Consider the following 15049-nt stretch of genomic DNA (forward strand, 5'->3'; position numbering starts at 1 on the left):
GGTTGCGGAGGGCCATGTGGTGCCCGTTGTCGTCAAGACGCTGATCTTCAATTCATAAAGCAGGGAGAGGTGAAACAATGTGATTCTGAAAACAAAGCTGTTTGGGCATGTTTATGAGTTCAAAAGCATATGCGAGGTGATGGCAAAGGCAAACGAGGAAAAATCGGGCGATAAGCTGGCAGGCATTGCGGCCGAGTCCGCGGAAGAGCGGGTGGCGGCCAAGGTTGTTCTGGCAAACCTTACGCTGAACGATTTGCGGAACGCGCCTGCCGTTCCTTATGAGCAGGACGAAGTGACCCGCATCATACAGGACGACGTGAACGAAACGATTTTCCGTGAGTTTCAGAATATGACGGTTGCGGAGTTTCGGGAATGGCTGCTGGACAGCAGAACAACGAGCGAAATGATTCGCCGCGCATCCCGCGGCATCACGGCAGAAATTGTTGCGGGCGTGTGCAAGCTGATGAGCAACCTGGATTTGATTTATGCAGCGAAAAAAATTCAGGTAACCGCGCACTGCAATACGACAATTGGCCTGCCGGGCACGTTTTCTTCCCGTTTGCAGCCCAACCACACAACGGACGATCCCAAAGGCATTCTGGCTTCTGCGATGGAAGGGTTCTCCTATGGCTGCGGCGACGCGGTGCTGGGGCTGAATCCGGTGGATGATTCGGTGGAGTCGGTCGCCCGTATCCTTAAAATGTTTGACGAGTTCAAAAATAAATGGGAAATACCGACGCAGATCTGCGTGCTGGCGCATGTTACCACGCAGATTGCCGCGGCGGAAAAGCTGGGCGCGCCGCTGGATTTGATGTTCCAGTCCATTGCGGGCAGCCAGAAGGGCAACGAAGCGTTCGGCCTGACGGCCGCCATGCTGGAGGAAGGACGCGCGGCAATGCTCAGCCGCGGCACCTGCACGGGACCCAATGTGATGTATTTTGAGACCGGACAGGGTTCGGAATTGTCCTCCGAAGCGCACAACGGCTGGGATCAGGTGACGATGGAGGCGCGCTGTTACGGTTTTGCCAAGCGGTATCAGCCGTTTCTGGTCAATACGGTGGTCGGTTTTATCGGACCGGAATATCTGTATGATTCCAAGCAGGTTACGCGCGCAGGACTGGAGGATCATTTTATGGGCAAGCTGACCGGCGTGCCCATGGGATGCGACGCCTGCTATACCAACCACATGAAGACGGACCAGAACGATATTGAAAATCTGGCAACCCTGCTGGTGGCGGCCGGATGCACCTATCTGATGTCCATTCCGGAGGGCGACGACTGCATGCTGATGTACCAGTGTACGGGATACCATGAGATTCCCGCACTGCGTGAGGTGTTCGGCCTGCGGCCTATTCCGGAGTTTGACCGCTGGCTGGAAAAAATGGGCTTTTCAGAAAACGGCAAGCTGACGCCCAAAGCGGGCGACGCCTCCGTCTTTTTGTCAAAGTAAGAGGGGGTGAAAGAATTGGACGAAATCGCATTGACACGAATTATTGAACAGGTGGTTGCCGAGCTGACGCAGCAGGAGCAGCCGCCGGCCGAGCCGGCTATGCAGAAGGCGGCTGCTGCCGCACCGGCGCCGGCCAATGTGGAGGACGGCTGCCTGCCGGATATTACAGAAATTGATATCCGCGAGCAGTACCTGGTGGAGCAGCCGGAAAACGGCGAGGCATATGCCGACCTGAAGCGGAATGCACCCTGCCGCCTTGGCATCGGCAAGGCGGGCGCCAGATACAAAACCCTGCCGCAGCTGGAGTTCCGTGCGGCGCACTCGGCGGCGCAGGACGCGGTATTCAGCGATGTGGACGAGGCGTTTGTCGCATCGCAGAACCTGTTTCTGGTGCAGAGCCAGTGCGACAGCAAGGATACTTATTTAACAAGGCCCGATCTTGGGCGCCGCCTCAGCAAGGCGGGGGCGGAAACCATTCGGGAAAAATGCAGGGCGCGGCCCACCGTTCAGATTTACGTTTCCGACGGCCTTTCTTCCGCCGCCGTATCGGCCAACATTCCGGATTTGCTGCCCGCATTGATGCAGGGCCTGCAAAATTACAAAATAGACGTGGGCACACCGTTCTTTGTACGCTACGGCCGCGTCGGCGTGATGGACGAAGTGTCCGAACTGCTGGGCGCGGAGGTCACCTGCGTACTGATTGGCGAACGGCCGGGGCTGATTACTTCGGAGTCCATGTCCGCCTATATTGCCTACAAGGCGACGGTGGGCATGCCGGAGGCACGGCGCACGGTTCTTTCCAATATTCATAGAAGCGGCACCAATCCGGCAGAGGCGGGCGCGCATATTGCGGATATCATCAAGCTGATGCTGGAGAAAAAGGCCAGCGGTACAGACTTGAAGCTGTAACGGGCAGGAAGGAGTTTACATTATGAAACGGGACCCTATTCAGACACGGGTGCTGGCGACAAGGTTGATCCCCAACGTCGCGCCCGATCTGGCCGAACAGCTGTCGCTGCGTCCGGACGAGCGGTCGCTTGCGCTGATTACGGCGGATAATGATGACGTTACCTACACCGCGCTGGATGAAGCGACCAAAAAGGCGGTTTGCCGCGTGGCATACGCCAGAAGCTGCTATGCGGGTGCGGATAATGCGAATACCCGCCTTGCGGGCGAGATCATCGGCATTCTGGCAGCACCGAATCCTGCGGAAGCAAGGGCAGGACTGGACGCCTGCGTTGATATGATTGAAAACGGATGCCACTTTGTCTCGGCAAACGATGAAGACGATATCGTCTACTATGCGCACTGCATTTCGCGAACGGGCTCTTATCTGTCGGAAAGCGCGGGAATCACCGAAGGCGACGCGCTGGCCTATCTGATTGCGCCGCCGCTGGAAGCGGTATATGGGCTGGACGCGGCGCTCAAAGCGGCGGATGTGCGCATGTGCGTACTGTATGCGCCGCCGAGCGAGACCAACTTTGGCGGCGGTCTGCTGACAGGCACCCAGGCCGCCTGCAAAGCGGCGTGTGAAGCGTTTGCCGACGCGGTTGAACGCGTGGCGGCGCAGCCTACGGAATGCGCGGACGGAGAGACGCCATGAAAAAACATTGCGTAACGGAGGTGGAGGCAAATGCAGGCGCTTGGAATGATTGAAACGCGCGGCCTGGTGGCTTCCGTGGAGGCCGCGGACGCGATGGTGAAAGCCGCCAATGTCAGGCTGGCCTGCAAGGAACACGTCGGCGGCGGGCTGGTGACCGTTATGGTGCGCGGCGAGGTGGCTGCGGTCAAAGCTGCGGTGGACGCAGGCGCGGCGGCGGCCGAGCGGGTCGGCGATCTGGTTGCCGTGCATGTGATTCCGCGGCCGCATGAGGAAGTGGAGACGATTTTGTCTCCGCCGCCCGCGGCCCCCGCTCCGGCAGCGCCGGAAAAGAAACCGGAAGCGCATCCCCCAAAGCAGGCGGCGGCTGCCGCGGCGCAGGCGAATGCAGGCGCACCCGATGACCAAACGCTGTCGGGCATGTCGGTTGACAGACTGCGCGCTGTGGCGCGCGAGCTGGAGCTGCCCAGCATGACGCGGCGCGATATCCGGTTTGCCAAAAAAGAGCAGCTGATCGCGGCAATCAGAGCATTTCGCGATCGGGACCAATCGAAATGAAGCGGAGCATCCGCGGATATAAAGGAGAGTTGAATCATGCAGCTGTATGATAAAGACCTGCTGTCCATGCAGGAGGTTCGAGAACTGGTCGGCGCGGCAAAAAAAGCACAGCAGGAGCTGGCCGTGATGACGCAGGAGCAGGTGGACCGTATTGTTCGCGCGATTGCGGACGCGGGCGTAAGAAACGCGCGCCGGCTGGCGGAAATGGCGAATGAGGACACCGGCTTCGGCAAGGTTGAAGACAAGGTCATTAAGAATGTGTTTGGCAGCCGCGGCGTATATGAATACATCAAGGATTTGAAAACCGTGGGCGAACTGGAGCGGGATGAGGTAAACAAAACGCGGACCATCGCGGTTCCGGTGGGCGTAATTGCCGGCCTGATTCCCTCGACCAACCCGACTTCTACCGCGCTGTATAAAGCGGAGATTGCGGTGAAAGCAGGCAACGCGATTGTGTTCTCTCCGCACCCGACCGCGCTGCGCTGCATCATGGAGACGGTGAAGGTCATCCGCCAGGCAATATCCGAAGCGGGCGGCAATGAAAACCTGGTTTCCTGCATTACGATTCCCACGATGGAGGCAACGGATAACCTGATGCGCCACCGCGATGTTGCCCTGATTCTGGCGACCGGCGGCTCGGCGATGGTGCGCGCGGCATATTCTTCCGGCACACCGGCGATCGGCGTCGGCCCGGGCAACGGCCCCGCCTATCTGGAGAAGACCTGCGATCTGCCGCTGGCGGTAAGACGCATTATGGCTTCCAAGACGTTTGACTGGGGCACGATCTGCGCGTCCGAGCAGTCCATCATCTGCGATGAGGACATGGCCGGCGCAGTGCAGGCCGAGATGGAAAAGCAGGGCGCGTATTTCCTGGACGATGCGGAGCGCGCCAAACTCGGCAAATTTATTCTGCGCGCCAACGGCACCATGAATCCGGAGATTGTCGGCCGCAGCGTGGAGACCATTGCCAAGCTGGCGGGGCTGGACAGAGTGCCGGTATCGGCACAGGTACTGGTTGCGCGCGAGGACGGCGTGGGCCGCGGTCACCCGTACTCCAATGAGAAACTTGGGCCGATTCTTGCCTTCTATACAGGCAAGGATTATAAGGATGTGTGCGAAAAGGTCTGCACGATTCTGCGGTATGAGGGCGCAGGCCACACGTTCTCCATGCACACCAAGGACGAGGCGATGGTTGATTATTTTGCCAGACGGGTGCCGGTATCCCGCATCGTGGTCAACACACCGGCAACGCTTGGCGGCATCGGCGCATCTACGGCGCTCATGCCCGCGCTGACGCTGGGCTGCGGCGCGGTCGGCGGTTCGGCCACGAGCGAGAACGTCGGCCCGATGCAGCTGCTGAATACCCGCAAGGTCGCCTATGGCCTGCGGGAAATAGAGGATATCCGCAAGGGCATACCGGATTGCAGCGGCGATGCCTGCCCGAACGCGGGCGGCGGAATCAGCGAAAATGAGCTGGAGGCAATCGTCCGTATGGTAGTCAGCCGCATGAAAAAGGCGTAAAGATAAAAAACATCAACCGATAAAAATCATTTTAGGAGGAACGGATTATGGCAACGACGACACAGGCACTCGGCATGATTGAAACAAAGGGACTGGTCGCATCTGTAGAGGCGGCTGACGCAATGGTTAAGGCGGCGAATGTAACGCTGATCGGCAAGGTACATGTTGGCGGCGGCCTGGTAACGGTTATGGTACGCGGCGACGTAGGCGCGGTTAAGGCTGCGACCGACGCGGGCGCGGCGGCAGCCGAGCGCGTGGGCGATCTGATTTCGGTACACGTTATCCCGCGTCCGCACGACGAGGTGGAGTACATTCTGCCCTCGCTGAACAAGAACTGACAATGGCCGGAATGAGGCGGCGGCAGCAGCCGCCGCCCCACCGCACGGAAAACAACAGAAAAGGAGCTAAGAACAATGGCAATGCAGGCACTTGGTATGATTGAAACAAAGGGACTGGTCGCATCTGTAGAGGCGGCTGACGCAATGGTTAAGGCGGCGAATGTAACGCTGATCGGCAAGGTACATGTTGGCGGCGGCCTGGTAACGGTTATGGTGCGCGGCGACGTAGGCGCGGTTAAGGCTGCGACCGACGCGGGCGCGGCGGCGGCCGAGCGCGTGGGCGATCTGATTTCGGTACACGTTATCCCGCGTCCGCATGAGGAAGTGGAGTACATTCTGCCGACGCTGGAGAAATAATGTGTGGGAGATGAACCCATCCGCCTGAGGAGGTGAAGCGTTTGAAATATATTACGGAGGCGGCGCTGCGGCAGGAGCTGCACGCGATAGAGCCGGAAAGTTATCTGGTGCCCAGGGGGCAGAAGCTGACGCCGGCGGCACGCGAGTATCTTCAGACGCGCAAGATCAAGATCCTGCTGGAAGAGCGGCAGGGAAAAACGTCTCCCCGCGTCGTCAGGGCGCCGTCCGTGCCGGCGGCGCCGGATGGCCAGGTGGCCGCGGCAAAATTCGTGGATTATGAAACCGGCGCGTTTTATACGGAAAAGCCGGAACATATGACGCATCTGTCGGGCAATCTGCTGGTGCAGAAAAGTCATCCGCGCATTTTGTTCCGCGGCAAGCTGGATTCCCTGCAGGCGGCAGTCGTGCTGGCGCAGAGCGAGATTGCCGCGCGCGGCGGCAGCAAAAAACTGCTGGACGACCTGAGCGATATCCTGCACGCGCTGCGTGAAATGATGCGCTGCGATGTGCTGGAGGAGCCCTTTGTGCTGGAAAAGCTGATTGGGCTGACGCATGCCGAACTGCGGGCGCAGTCGCACGACCCGCAGCGGTATTTTGGCGTGCAGGCAATGACATTGCCGGATTATACAATGGGACGGGATTTCGCGCTGCTCAATACCCTGCGTACTGCGGTGCGGGAAACCGAGGTTGCCGCTGCGGAGGCGTTTCGGGAAAATGTAAAATGCACCCGGGAAGATCTGATCGAAGAACTCAACCGCATGTCCAGCGCGCTGCACATTATGATGTGCCGCTATCTGGCTGGACAATATACGGCATAGCGAAAAAACGGAAGGAGCGCTGGAAAAATGATGGATATGGAGCGCGTGAATGCTTATATGGCCCGTGTGGGCGCCGCACAGGAACAGACCTTTCTGCCGGCCAGCGGCAAACTGAAGGTGGGTCTGGATTTGGGTACGGCCTATATTGTAATGGTTGTGCTGGATGAAGAGAATAACCCTGTTGCGTGCGAAAAGCAGGCGGCTTCAGTCCTGCGGGACGGCGTATTGATTGATTATGCCGGGGCACTGCAAATTGTACGGGCGCTCAAGGAAAAGCTGGAAAAACGAATTGGCAGAGAACTGGAACAGTGCGCCATTGCCATGCCGGCGGGCACGGAGTCGAGCACACGGGCGCATCAGTATGTGGCCGAGGGCGCAGGCTTTGAAGTGACTGCGGTGCTGGACGAGCCGAGCGCGGCCAACGCGGTTTATCAGATTGAAAACGGCGTGGTGGTGGATATCGGCGGCGGCACGACCGGCCTTGCAATCCTGCGGGACGGCAAAGTGTGCCGGATTGAGGACGAGCCGACCGGCGGTACGCACCTGACGCTGGTTCTGGCAGGCAATTACCGCATTCCGTTTGAGGAAGCGGAGTCCATCAAGCAGGACTATGCGCGGCATAAGGAGATTTTTCCGGTGGTAAGACCGGTGATTGAAAAAATGGCAGGCATTGTAAACCGTTATGTGGATAAAACGGAAACGGAAACCATCTACCTGTGCGGCGGCACCTGCTGCCTGACGGGGATTGAAGAGGTGTTTCAGCGGGAAACGGGCATCAAAACGATAAAACCTGCCGACCCGTTTTTGGTGACGCCCGCGGGCATTGCCATGAACTGCAAACTATAAACGGAAAGGAGGAAAAAGCATGGAGCGAGCGGAGCTGATTGAAGAGATCGTCCGGCGGGTTGCCGCAAGGCTAAGCGCAATGGACGAAACGGAGCCGCAGGCGCAAAAGCAGGGCCTGCTGCTGCTCACGCAGACACACGGAACAGAATGTCCCTGCGCGCTGGAGAGCGAGGCCGTCCGCACAAAGTGGCGTGTTGACTGCGCGCTGCAGCATGAATATCAGGTCAATCTGGATGATTACGAGGCGGTGGTCATCAGCGGCCTGGACTGCGGTGCGCTGGACCGAATCGCATCCGGCACATGGAGCTGCGATTATACGCGCCTGGCAACACAGGCCATCCTGATGGGCAAACGCATCTATATTCTGGCCGAAGAGGTGGAGCTGTACCGGTACAGAGAGTCGGCGCCGACGGTATATTATAAAATGATGCAGCAAAAGCTGGACTTTTTGCAGGCTGCCGGTGCAGTCCTCTGCACGCGGACCGATTTGGAACAGCTGCTGACGGAAGGGACGGCCGCGCCCAAGAAACAGACGCCGGCAGCGGAGACTTGTCCGGCGGCGGAGAAGAAACTGTCCAAACGCGTACTGACAGAGCGCGATTTATTTGATGCGGAGAAGCAGGGTGCCCACTGTATCCGCGTGAGCAGGGGCTGCATCATCACCGCGCTGGCAAAGGATACGGCGGCAGCCCATGGAATTTCCATTGTAATGGAGTAAGAAGGAAAACTGCGGCATGAAATGTTTCCGTGCCGCTGTATATACCACCCGACGGGGGAGAACAGTATGAAAATTGCCAAAGTAATTGGGAATATCTGGGCCACTCGAAAAGAGGAGCGCCTGGCAGGCTACAAACTGCTGATTGTGCAGCCGATCAATATTCTGGACGGCTCGCGGGACCGCACGCCCATCGTTGCCGCCGATACCATCGGGGCAGGCATGGGGGAAACCGTGATTATTGTCGGCGGCAGCTCGGCGCGGAGCGCGGCAGGCGATATGTCGGTGCCGGTGGATGCAACCGTAGTCGGCATTGTGGACGATAAGGAGTTCGACCCCGGTATTCTGGAGGAGAAGGAAGCGGTGAAATCATGAATTTGACCGAAGCAATCAAAGCGGCCGGTGTGGTTGGCGCAGGCGGTGCAGGCTTTCCGACGCATGTTAAGCTGAATGCCAAAGCGGAATGCCTGATTGTCAATGCGGCCGAGTGCGAACCGTTGATTGAGACGGATAAGTATCTTTGCCGCACCTGCGCGCCGCAGATTATTCAGGCGGTGCTGGCGGTGAAGGAGCATCTGGGTGCAAACCGCGCGGTTATCGCCCTGAAGGGCAAGTATGCGCAGGAAATCAGCGCGCTGGATAAGGCGATCCGCGAAGCGGCGGCGCCGGTTGAGATTTTTCAGATGGGAACATTCTATCCGGCGGGCGATGAACAGACCATGGTGCAGCAGGTGACCGGACGTTCGGTGCCCGAACGCGGCCTGCCGCTTGACGTTGGTTGTGTGGTGGATAACGTCGGCACGATGCTCAATATTTATGACGCGCTTGCCGGCCGGCCGGTGGTGGAAAAATATCTGTCGGTGGTTGGCGAGGTGAAGGAGCCGATCATGCTGCGCGTTCCGGTTGGTACGCCGGTGGAGGATTGCGTGCGCGCGGCCGAACCGCAGATTGCGGACTATGCGCTTGTCATCGGCGGACCGATGATGGGCAAGCAGCTGACGGATGCGGATGCCATCCGGAATGCGGTGGTGACAAAGACCACGGGCAACATCGTTGTGCTGCCGCGGGATCATTATCTGTTCCGGCGCGCGGCAACGCCGCTGGAAACAATTCGGCATCAGACGCGCAGCGCCTGCATCCAGTGCAGAATGTGCACCGACCTGTGCCCGCGCTATCTGATTGGGCATGCGATGCATCCGCACCTGATTATGCGCAACCTGTGGCGCGAGCAGGAGGTGGCGGATTCTGCGGAATACGGCCGCATTTTTGGCGAGGCCGCCAACTGCTGCGACTGCGGCGTGTGCGAAATGTTCGCCTGTCCGATGCAGCTTTCGCCGCGTATGGTCAACCAGTATGTCAAGCGCCAGCTGCGGGAAAAAGGCATTCAGGTGCCGCGGAACAGCCAGCCGCAGGCGCGGGCGGAAGTGGACCAGCGCCATACGCCGACCGACCGGCTGGTAAGCCGGCTTGGCCTGTCGGCCTATTACGGCCTGCATGCGCATGAATGCCGGACGCTTGTGCCGGATGAAGTATTTCTGCCGTTTTCCCAGCATATCGGCAAGCCCGCGCAGGCGGTCCGGCAGCAGGGCGATACGGTGGAACAGGGCGATGTGCTGGCGCAGGCGGCAGAGGGCCTGTCCGCCAATATCCATGCCAGCATTTCCGGCGTGATAACGGAAATTACGGAAAAAGGCGCCCGCATCCGCGGACGGAAGGAGTGAGCAGTATGGGAATTTCCAGCAGAATGGCCATCGGTATGGTGGAGCTCAACAGCATTGCGCGCGGGATTGAAACCAGCGATTATATGGTCAAGGCGGCAACTGTGGAACTGCTTCGCGCTTCCACGGTGTGCCCGGGCAAATATTTGATTCTGATTGCAGGCGAGACGGGCGATGTGAAGGCGTCCATGGCGGAAGGCGTCAAACGCGGGGGAGAGTGCGTGGTGGACACGCTGACGATCCCCAACGTGCATACAGACGTGATTCAGGCAATCAGCATGACCACGCAGATTGAAAAGCCGGGCGCGGTCGGCGTTTTGGAGTATTATTCGGTAGCGTCTGCAATCATTGGCGCGGATATTGCGGCCAAGGCGGCGGATGTACGGCTGATTGAAGTGCGGATTGGCTACGCGATCGGCGGCAAGGGTTATGTGACGCTGACCGGCGACGTCGGCGCGGTGCGCGCTGCGGTTGCCGCCGCAAAGGAAGAGGCCGAGCTGATGGTCGGCACAAGCATTATTCCGCGTCCGTCGCCCAAGGTGTTTGAATCCCTGATGTGACGGCGCACCAGGAAAAAGCCTGTTTTCCGGAAAGGGGAGAACGACAATGCAGGTAAACGAGGAACTGATTCGCAGTCTTGTGGAAAAGGTGCTGGCCGAAGCGGGTGCGCAAAAGCCAGCCGAGGGAAAAAAGAAGGACTGCGGGTTTGAGAAAACCGTAGATCAAAGCGGCGTGCTTGGCGTCAAGGTATCAACCGTGCAGCTGGAGCCGTTTGAGGGACGCGAGGATGTGCGCCTGAAAGACGTTGCCACGCTGGAGGAAGCGCCGCGCATCGGCTGCGGCATTATGGAGCTGCGCGACGGCGCGGATTTTGAATGGACGCTTACTTACGACGAATGGGATGTGGTGCTGGAAGGCCGGCTGGAAATCCGGATAGACGGCCGCACCGTTGGCGGGGATGCGGGGGATGTGCTGTATATTCCGCGCGGCAGCCACATTCATTTCACAACGCCGCAGTACGCGAAATTTGCCTATACGGTATTCCCGGCGGACTGGTGAGACAGGGGCGCTGTTATGTTTACAAAACTGATTGAAAAACTGAAAAAAACGTATACCACGCTGGTGTTTACGGAAGGCGCCGACCCGCGTATTCTGGAAGCGGCCTCCCGCCTGAAGCGGGAGGGGATTTTGCAGCCGCTGCTGATTGGCAATGTGCAGGAAGTGCAGGCGGCGGCGCAGGCAGGCGGCTTCGACATTGCGGACATCCGCATCGTCGACCCCATGCACTACCGCCGCATGGATGAGCTGGTGCAGAAAATGGTGGAGCTGCGCAAGGGAAAACTGTCGCCGGAGGAGTGCCGCGCGCTGCTGCAAAAGGGCAATTATTTTGGAACCATGCTGGTAAAGCTCGGGGTGGCGGACTGCCTGCTCGGCGGCGCGACCTATTCCACCGCCGATACGGTGCGCCCAGCGCTGCAGCTGATTCGGACAAAGCCCGGGCACCATATTGTCGGCTCGTGCTTTATTCTGACCCGCGGCAGCGGAAGCGATGCGGAGCTGCTGGCAATGGGCGACTGCGCGATCAATATCAAGCCGAATGAGGACGAACTGGTTGAGATTGCGATTGAGACTGCGGAATGTGCGAAAATGTTCGGCATAGACCCGCAGGTGGCCTTTCTGTCCTATTCGACCAAGGGGTCGGGCAAGGGCGAAGATGTGGACAAGATGCGCGCCGCTGCCCAAAAGGCCAAGCAGGCGCGTCCGGATCTGCTGATTGAGGGAGAACTGCAGTTTGACGCGGCAGTATCGCCCGAGGTTGCCCAGACCAAGTGCAAGGGCATGCCTGTGGCAGGACATGCGAATACGTTTGTGTTTCCGGATATCAACGCCGGTAATATCGGCTACAAAATTGCGCAGCGCCTGGGCGGTTTTGAGGCCTACGGGCCGATTCTGCTGGGCCTGAACGCGCCGATCAACGACCTGTCCCGCGGCTGCAATGCGGAAGAGGTTTACTATATGTCGATCATTACGGCGGGCCTGCGGTGAGCGGGAAAACAAAAAAGAGGGGCATATGCCCCTCTTTTTCTTTTGTGCAGAAGGCAGAACGCGCCGCTGCGGCGCAGTATCCTTCTGCAACGCTTCCTTCAAGTAGCGTTGCCATAAACCAGTCCAGATTGAGGACGAACATTTCACGCATGCGCGCATCTTTTCTGCTGTCGGTTGGCAGCTTTTCCGCGCGGCGGCAGGTGGAAAGGTAGTGCTCGCGCACGAATTCGGCGCCGTTCTGCACCACATCGGGGGAGAGCAGCCCAAGCCGCAGCCCGACCGAGCGGGACCAGGGAAAGGTATCCTCAAACAGGATTTCCTCCCTGTGGTACCAGGGGTAGCCGCCGAACAGCTCGTCGGCACATTCGCCGGACAGGCAAACGGTTGTGCCGCCCTTTTTGACGGCGGCGCAGAACAGCAGCAGCGAGGAATCGACGTCTGCCATGCCGGGCAGGCCGCGCGCATCGGCTGCGGGCAGCAGGGCGGCGCACAGCGCGTCGGGCTCAATGATAACATTGTGGTGCTGCGTATGCAGCGCGTCGGTCATGAATTGAATATACTCATTGTCGCTATTTGGCTGAAAATTACTTTTTGTAAAATACTTATCGTTATCCCGGTAGTCAACCGACCAGGTGTGGAGCGTTTCGCCGCGGGCAGCGTAGTCTTTGGCGGCCAGCATGGACAGAATGGAGGAATCCAGGCCGCCGGAAAGAAAACAGGCCAGCGGTACATCGGAAACGAGCTGACGCTGCGCGGCATCGCAGATGAGCTCGTGCGTGCGGGCAATGGTCGCTTCCAGATCGTCCGGATGCTCGTGTGCTTCCAGCTTCCAATAGGCGCGGTCGGTCAGGCCGGCAGGGGAGAGCACGGCGTAATGGCCGGGCAGCAGGGAATCGATTTGCCGGAAAACGCCTGAGGCCGGCGGCCTTGCGGGACCAAGCAGCAGCAGCGTGCGCAGACCGTCCGCATCGATGACCGGCTGGATATCCGGATGGCACAGCACGCTTTCCAGCGTGGAGCCGAAGACCAGCCCGCCGTCCAGTCGGGCGGTGAAAAGCGGCTTTACACCCAAACGGTCACGGCACAGAACAAGCCGCCGCTCTTTTTTCTGCCAGAGGGCGAAGGCAAAAATGCCGTTCAAACGCGGGAACGCATCCACGTCCCATTCCAGAAAAGCGTGCAGCAGCACCTCGGTGTCTGAGTGGCCAAGAAACGGATGGCCGTGCGCCAGAAGGTCGCGACGAAGCTCTTCGGTGTTATATAACTCTCCGTTATAAATAAGAATAGTATTGCCATCCGGCGAATACATTGGCTGCGTGCCGCCGGCAGGGTCGATGACGATCAGCCGACGGTGTACAAGCATCGCGTCCGCATCGCAGTATTTGCCCTGTTCGTCGGGGCCGCGCGGGGTCAGCGCACGCTGCATGCGCTGCGCAACCGGTTTATAGCGCCGCGCATCGCGCTCAAAATCGACAAAACCGCCGATTCCACACATAGGAAGTTTCCTCCTTCAGATGTTAGTCTTCCCTGTGTTTTATGCGGAGAAAGGCGCGAATATGTGCGGTGCGGCAAAAAGAAATGATTACAAAATGGAGACTTATCAGGAATTTTCACAAACGGTAAAGGGGAAGGTGGCAGGATGCACGAAAAAGCCTTATGAATTTCTTCGCAAAGCGCTCGTTAAATCCTTGACATATTTTTGTCATTCGGTATAATAGAAATAGACATGCTCCAAAGCTGGACGTTTCCATGTGTGGTGTGTAGCTGTGCGTAAAGCGCGGCGGCGCCGCCCGGGTTGTCCACGAATTTTATTTGGGAGGTATATGGCATGGATTTTAGGCTTACAAAAGAAGAAGCACTGTTCCAGAAGATGTGCCGTGAGTTCGCGATCAACGAAGTTGAGCCGCTCGCTGCGGAGATCGACGAGCAGGAGCGCTATCCGGAAGAGACTGTACAGAAGCTGATGAAGTACGGCCTGATGGGCATTCAGTTCCCGAAGGAAGTTGGCGGCTCCGGCGGTAACTACGTCATGTACTCGATCGCGATCGAGGAAATGAGCAAGTTCTGCGGTACCACCGGCGGCATCATGTCCGCTCATGGCACGCTGGGCGCTTGGCCGATTTATCACTTCGGCACCCCCGAGCAGAAGGAAAAGTGGCTTCGTCCTCTGATTGAGCCCAAGGAAGGCGCGAAGATCGGCGCATTCGGCTTGACTGAGCCTAACGCCGGTACCGATTCCGCAGCGCAGCAGACCATTGCGGAAAAGCAGCCGGACGGCTCTTACATTCTGAACGGCACCAAGGTGTTCATCACCGGCGGCGGCCGTGCGGATACTTATGTTATTTTTGCGATGACCGATAAGTCCAAGGGCAATAAGGGCATTTCCGCCTTCATCGTTGACAAGGACGACCCAGGCTTCTCCATCGGCAAGATTGAGCACAAGATGGGCATCCGCGGCTCCCAGACTTCCGAGCTGATCTTTGAAGACGTGCATCTGCCGGCAGACCGTCTGCTGGGCAAGGAGAACGGCGGCTTCAAGATTGCGATGATGACGCTGGACGGCGGCCGTATCGGTATTGCTTCTCAGGCGCTCGGTATTGCGCAGGGCGCGCTGGACAAGGCGATCCAGTACATGAAGGAGCGCGCACAGTTCGGCAAGACGCTGGACAAGTTCCAGGGCCTGCAGTGGATGGTTGCTGATATGTACACCCAGATTGACGCTGCCCGTCTGCTGGTTCGCCGCGCGGCGTTCAACCACGACGTTGGCCTGCCGTTCACCAAGGAAGCTGCTATGGCTAAGCTGTACGCTTCTGAGGTTGCTATGGATGTTACCACCAAGTGCGTACAGATCTATGGCGGCTACGGCTACATCCGCGAGTACCCGATGGAGCGCATGATGCGCGACGCCAAGATCACCGAGATCTACGAAGGCACTTCTCAGGTTCAGAGAATGGTCATCGCCGGTCAGGTACTGCGCTAAGAAAAGGAGGACTACAGAACTATGAAGGCAATTGTATGTGTAAAGCAGGTTCCGGACACCTCCGGTAAGGTAGCAGTCAATCCGGACGGCACGCTGAACCGT

General features: G+C 58.5%; 16 protein-coding genes and 2 pseudogenes. 17 read left to right on the plus strand and 1 reads right to left on the minus strand.

The genetic code is table 11. From position 1 onward, the window contains the following. Positions 1-79 precede the first annotated feature (79 nt). From ACOYIE_RS04340 to pta, 15 genes and pseudogenes are all read left to right on the plus strand, one after another. Positions 80-1450 (plus strand): ethanolamine ammonia-lyase subunit EutB, encoded by a 1371-nt coding sequence (locus ACOYIE_RS04340; RefSeq protein ID WP_433410936.1) that lies wholly within the window; start codon positions 80-82, stop codon positions 1448-1450. 15 nt (positions 1451-1465) lie between these two features. Beyond that, positions 1466-2359 carry an ethanolamine ammonia-lyase subunit EutC gene (eutC, locus tag ACOYIE_RS04345; RefSeq protein ID WP_433410937.1) on the plus strand — a complete coding sequence of 298 codons (894 nt, stop codon included), beginning with the start codon at positions 1466-1468 and terminating at the stop codon, positions 2357-2359. A 22-nt stretch (positions 2360-2381) separates the two neighbouring features. Further along, positions 2382-3053 (plus strand): ethanolamine utilization microcompartment protein EutL, encoded by a 672-nt coding sequence (eutL, locus tag ACOYIE_RS04350; RefSeq protein ID WP_433410938.1) that lies wholly within the window; start codon positions 2382-2384, stop codon positions 3051-3053. A 30-nt stretch (positions 3054-3083) separates the two neighbouring features. Continuing rightward, a pseudogene (locus tag ACOYIE_RS04355) lies at positions 3084-3341 on the plus strand (BMC domain-containing protein); the annotation flags it as partial. Between the two features lie 303 nt (positions 3342-3644). Next, positions 3645-5129 (plus strand): acetaldehyde dehydrogenase (acetylating), encoded by a 1485-nt coding sequence (locus tag ACOYIE_RS04360; protein WP_433410939.1) that lies wholly within the window; start codon positions 3645-3647, stop codon positions 5127-5129. A 47-nt stretch (positions 5130-5176) separates the two neighbouring features. After that, positions 5177-5467: a BMC domain-containing protein gene (locus ACOYIE_RS04365; RefSeq protein ID WP_433410940.1), complete on the plus strand. Its 291-nt coding sequence runs from the start codon at positions 5177-5179 to the stop codon at positions 5465-5467. A gap of 75 nt (positions 5468-5542) precedes the next feature. Next, positions 5543-5824: a BMC domain-containing protein gene (locus ACOYIE_RS04370; protein ID WP_433410941.1), complete on the plus strand. Its 282-nt coding sequence runs from the start codon at positions 5543-5545 to the stop codon at positions 5822-5824. Between the two features lie 32 nt (positions 5825-5856). Then, a complete protein-coding gene (locus ACOYIE_RS04375) occupies positions 5857-6642 on the plus strand; it encodes an ATP-binding protein (RefSeq protein ID WP_433410942.1) in 786 nt (261 codons plus the stop codon). Positions 6643-6669: 27 nt separating this feature from the next. Next, complete coding sequence (gene eutJ / locus ACOYIE_RS04380) at positions 6670-7488, plus strand: ethanolamine utilization protein EutJ (RefSeq protein WP_433410943.1); 819 nt, start codon at positions 6670-6672, stop codon at positions 7486-7488. Positions 7489-7507: 19 nt separating this feature from the next. Beyond that, entirely contained in the window at positions 7508-8206 is a 699-nt protein-coding gene (locus tag ACOYIE_RS04385) for a hypothetical protein (RefSeq protein ID WP_433410944.1), read from the plus strand. Between the two features lie 66 nt (positions 8207-8272). Then, complete coding sequence (locus ACOYIE_RS04390) at positions 8273-8578, plus strand: EutN/CcmL family microcompartment protein (protein WP_433410945.1); 306 nt, start codon at positions 8273-8275, stop codon at positions 8576-8578. Next, the gene (locus tag ACOYIE_RS04395) at positions 8575-9924 is read left to right on the plus strand and encodes a 4Fe-4S dicluster domain-containing protein (RefSeq protein WP_433410946.1); all 1350 of its coding nucleotides are present in this window, start codon (positions 8575-8577) and stop codon (positions 9922-9924) included. The genes ACOYIE_RS04390 and ACOYIE_RS04395 overlap by 4 nt, the downstream gene beginning before the upstream one ends. A gap of 5 nt (positions 9925-9929) precedes the next feature. Continuing rightward, positions 9930-10481: a BMC domain-containing protein gene (locus tag ACOYIE_RS04400; protein ID WP_433410951.1), complete on the plus strand. Its 552-nt coding sequence runs from the start codon at positions 9930-9932 to the stop codon at positions 10479-10481. 46 nt (positions 10482-10527) lie between these two features. Beyond that, positions 10528-10980, plus strand: coding sequence for a cupin domain-containing protein (locus tag ACOYIE_RS04405; RefSeq protein ID WP_433410947.1), 453 nt, complete (start codon positions 10528-10530; stop codon positions 10978-10980). Positions 10981-10995: 15 nt separating this feature from the next. Further along, a complete protein-coding gene (pta, locus tag ACOYIE_RS04410; RefSeq protein WP_433410948.1) occupies positions 10996-11967 on the plus strand; it encodes a phosphate acetyltransferase in 972 nt (323 codons plus the stop codon). Here the strand turns inward: pta and asnB are convergent. Next, positions 11948-13462 carry an asparagine synthase (glutamine-hydrolyzing) gene (asnB, locus tag ACOYIE_RS04415; RefSeq protein WP_433410949.1) on the minus strand — a complete coding sequence of 505 codons (1515 nt, stop codon included), beginning with the start codon at positions 13460-13462 and terminating at the stop codon, positions 11948-11950. The two genes, pta and asnB, sit on opposite strands and share 20 nt — an antisense overlap. A gap of 333 nt (positions 13463-13795) precedes the next feature. Here asnB and ACOYIE_RS04420 point away from each other — a divergent pair, with 333 nt between their 5' ends. Both ACOYIE_RS04420 and ACOYIE_RS04425 read left to right on the plus strand, forming a co-directional pair. Then, entirely contained in the window at positions 13796-14947 is a 1152-nt protein-coding gene (locus tag ACOYIE_RS04420) for an acyl-CoA dehydrogenase (protein WP_433410950.1), read from the plus strand. A gap of 21 nt (positions 14948-14968) precedes the next feature. Next, a pseudogene (locus ACOYIE_RS04425) lies at positions 14969-15049 on the plus strand (electron transfer flavoprotein subunit beta); the annotation flags it as partial.

Origin of the sequence: Agathobaculum sp. (assembly GCF_050946325.1) — a bacterium.
Taxonomy (GTDB): domain Bacteria; phylum Bacillota; class Clostridia; order Oscillospirales; family Butyricicoccaceae; genus Agathobaculum.

Bases quoted from the DNA above. Each gene is read 5' to 3' on its own strand.
- asnB (WP_433410949.1), bottom strand. From the start codon at position 13,462: ATGTGTGGAATCGGCGGTTTTGTCGATTTTGAGCGCGATGCGCGGCGC.
- pta (WP_433410948.1), top strand. From the start codon at position 10,996: ATGTTTACAAAACTGATTGAAAAACTGAAAAAAACGTATACCACGCTG.
- ACOYIE_RS04405 (WP_433410947.1), top strand. From the start codon at position 10,528: ATGCAGGTAAACGAGGAACTGATTCGCAGTCTTGTGGAAAAGGTGCTG.
- ACOYIE_RS04420 (WP_433410950.1), top strand. From the start codon at position 13,796: ATGGATTTTAGGCTTACAAAAGAAGAAGCACTGTTCCAGAAGATGTGC.
- eutL (WP_433410938.1), top strand. From the start codon at position 2,382: ATGAAACGGGACCCTATTCAGACACGGGTGCTGGCGACAAGGTTGATC.
- ACOYIE_RS04400 (WP_433410951.1), top strand. From the start codon at position 9,930: ATGGGAATTTCCAGCAGAATGGCCATCGGTATGGTGGAGCTCAACAGC.
- ACOYIE_RS04385 (WP_433410944.1), top strand. From the start codon at position 7,508: ATGGAGCGAGCGGAGCTGATTGAAGAGATCGTCCGGCGGGTTGCCGCA.
- ACOYIE_RS04390 (WP_433410945.1), top strand. From the start codon at position 8,273: ATGAAAATTGCCAAAGTAATTGGGAATATCTGGGCCACTCGAAAAGAG.
- ACOYIE_RS04365 (WP_433410940.1), top strand. From the start codon at position 5,177: ATGGCAACGACGACACAGGCACTCGGCATGATTGAAACAAAGGGACTG.
- ACOYIE_RS04360 (WP_433410939.1), top strand. From the start codon at position 3,645: ATGCAGCTGTATGATAAAGACCTGCTGTCCATGCAGGAGGTTCGAGAA.
- ACOYIE_RS04370 (WP_433410941.1), top strand. From the start codon at position 5,543: ATGGCAATGCAGGCACTTGGTATGATTGAAACAAAGGGACTGGTCGCA.
- eutJ (WP_433410943.1), top strand. From the start codon at position 6,670: ATGATGGATATGGAGCGCGTGAATGCTTATATGGCCCGTGTGGGCGCC.
- ACOYIE_RS04395 (WP_433410946.1), top strand. From the start codon at position 8,575: ATGAATTTGACCGAAGCAATCAAAGCGGCCGGTGTGGTTGGCGCAGGC.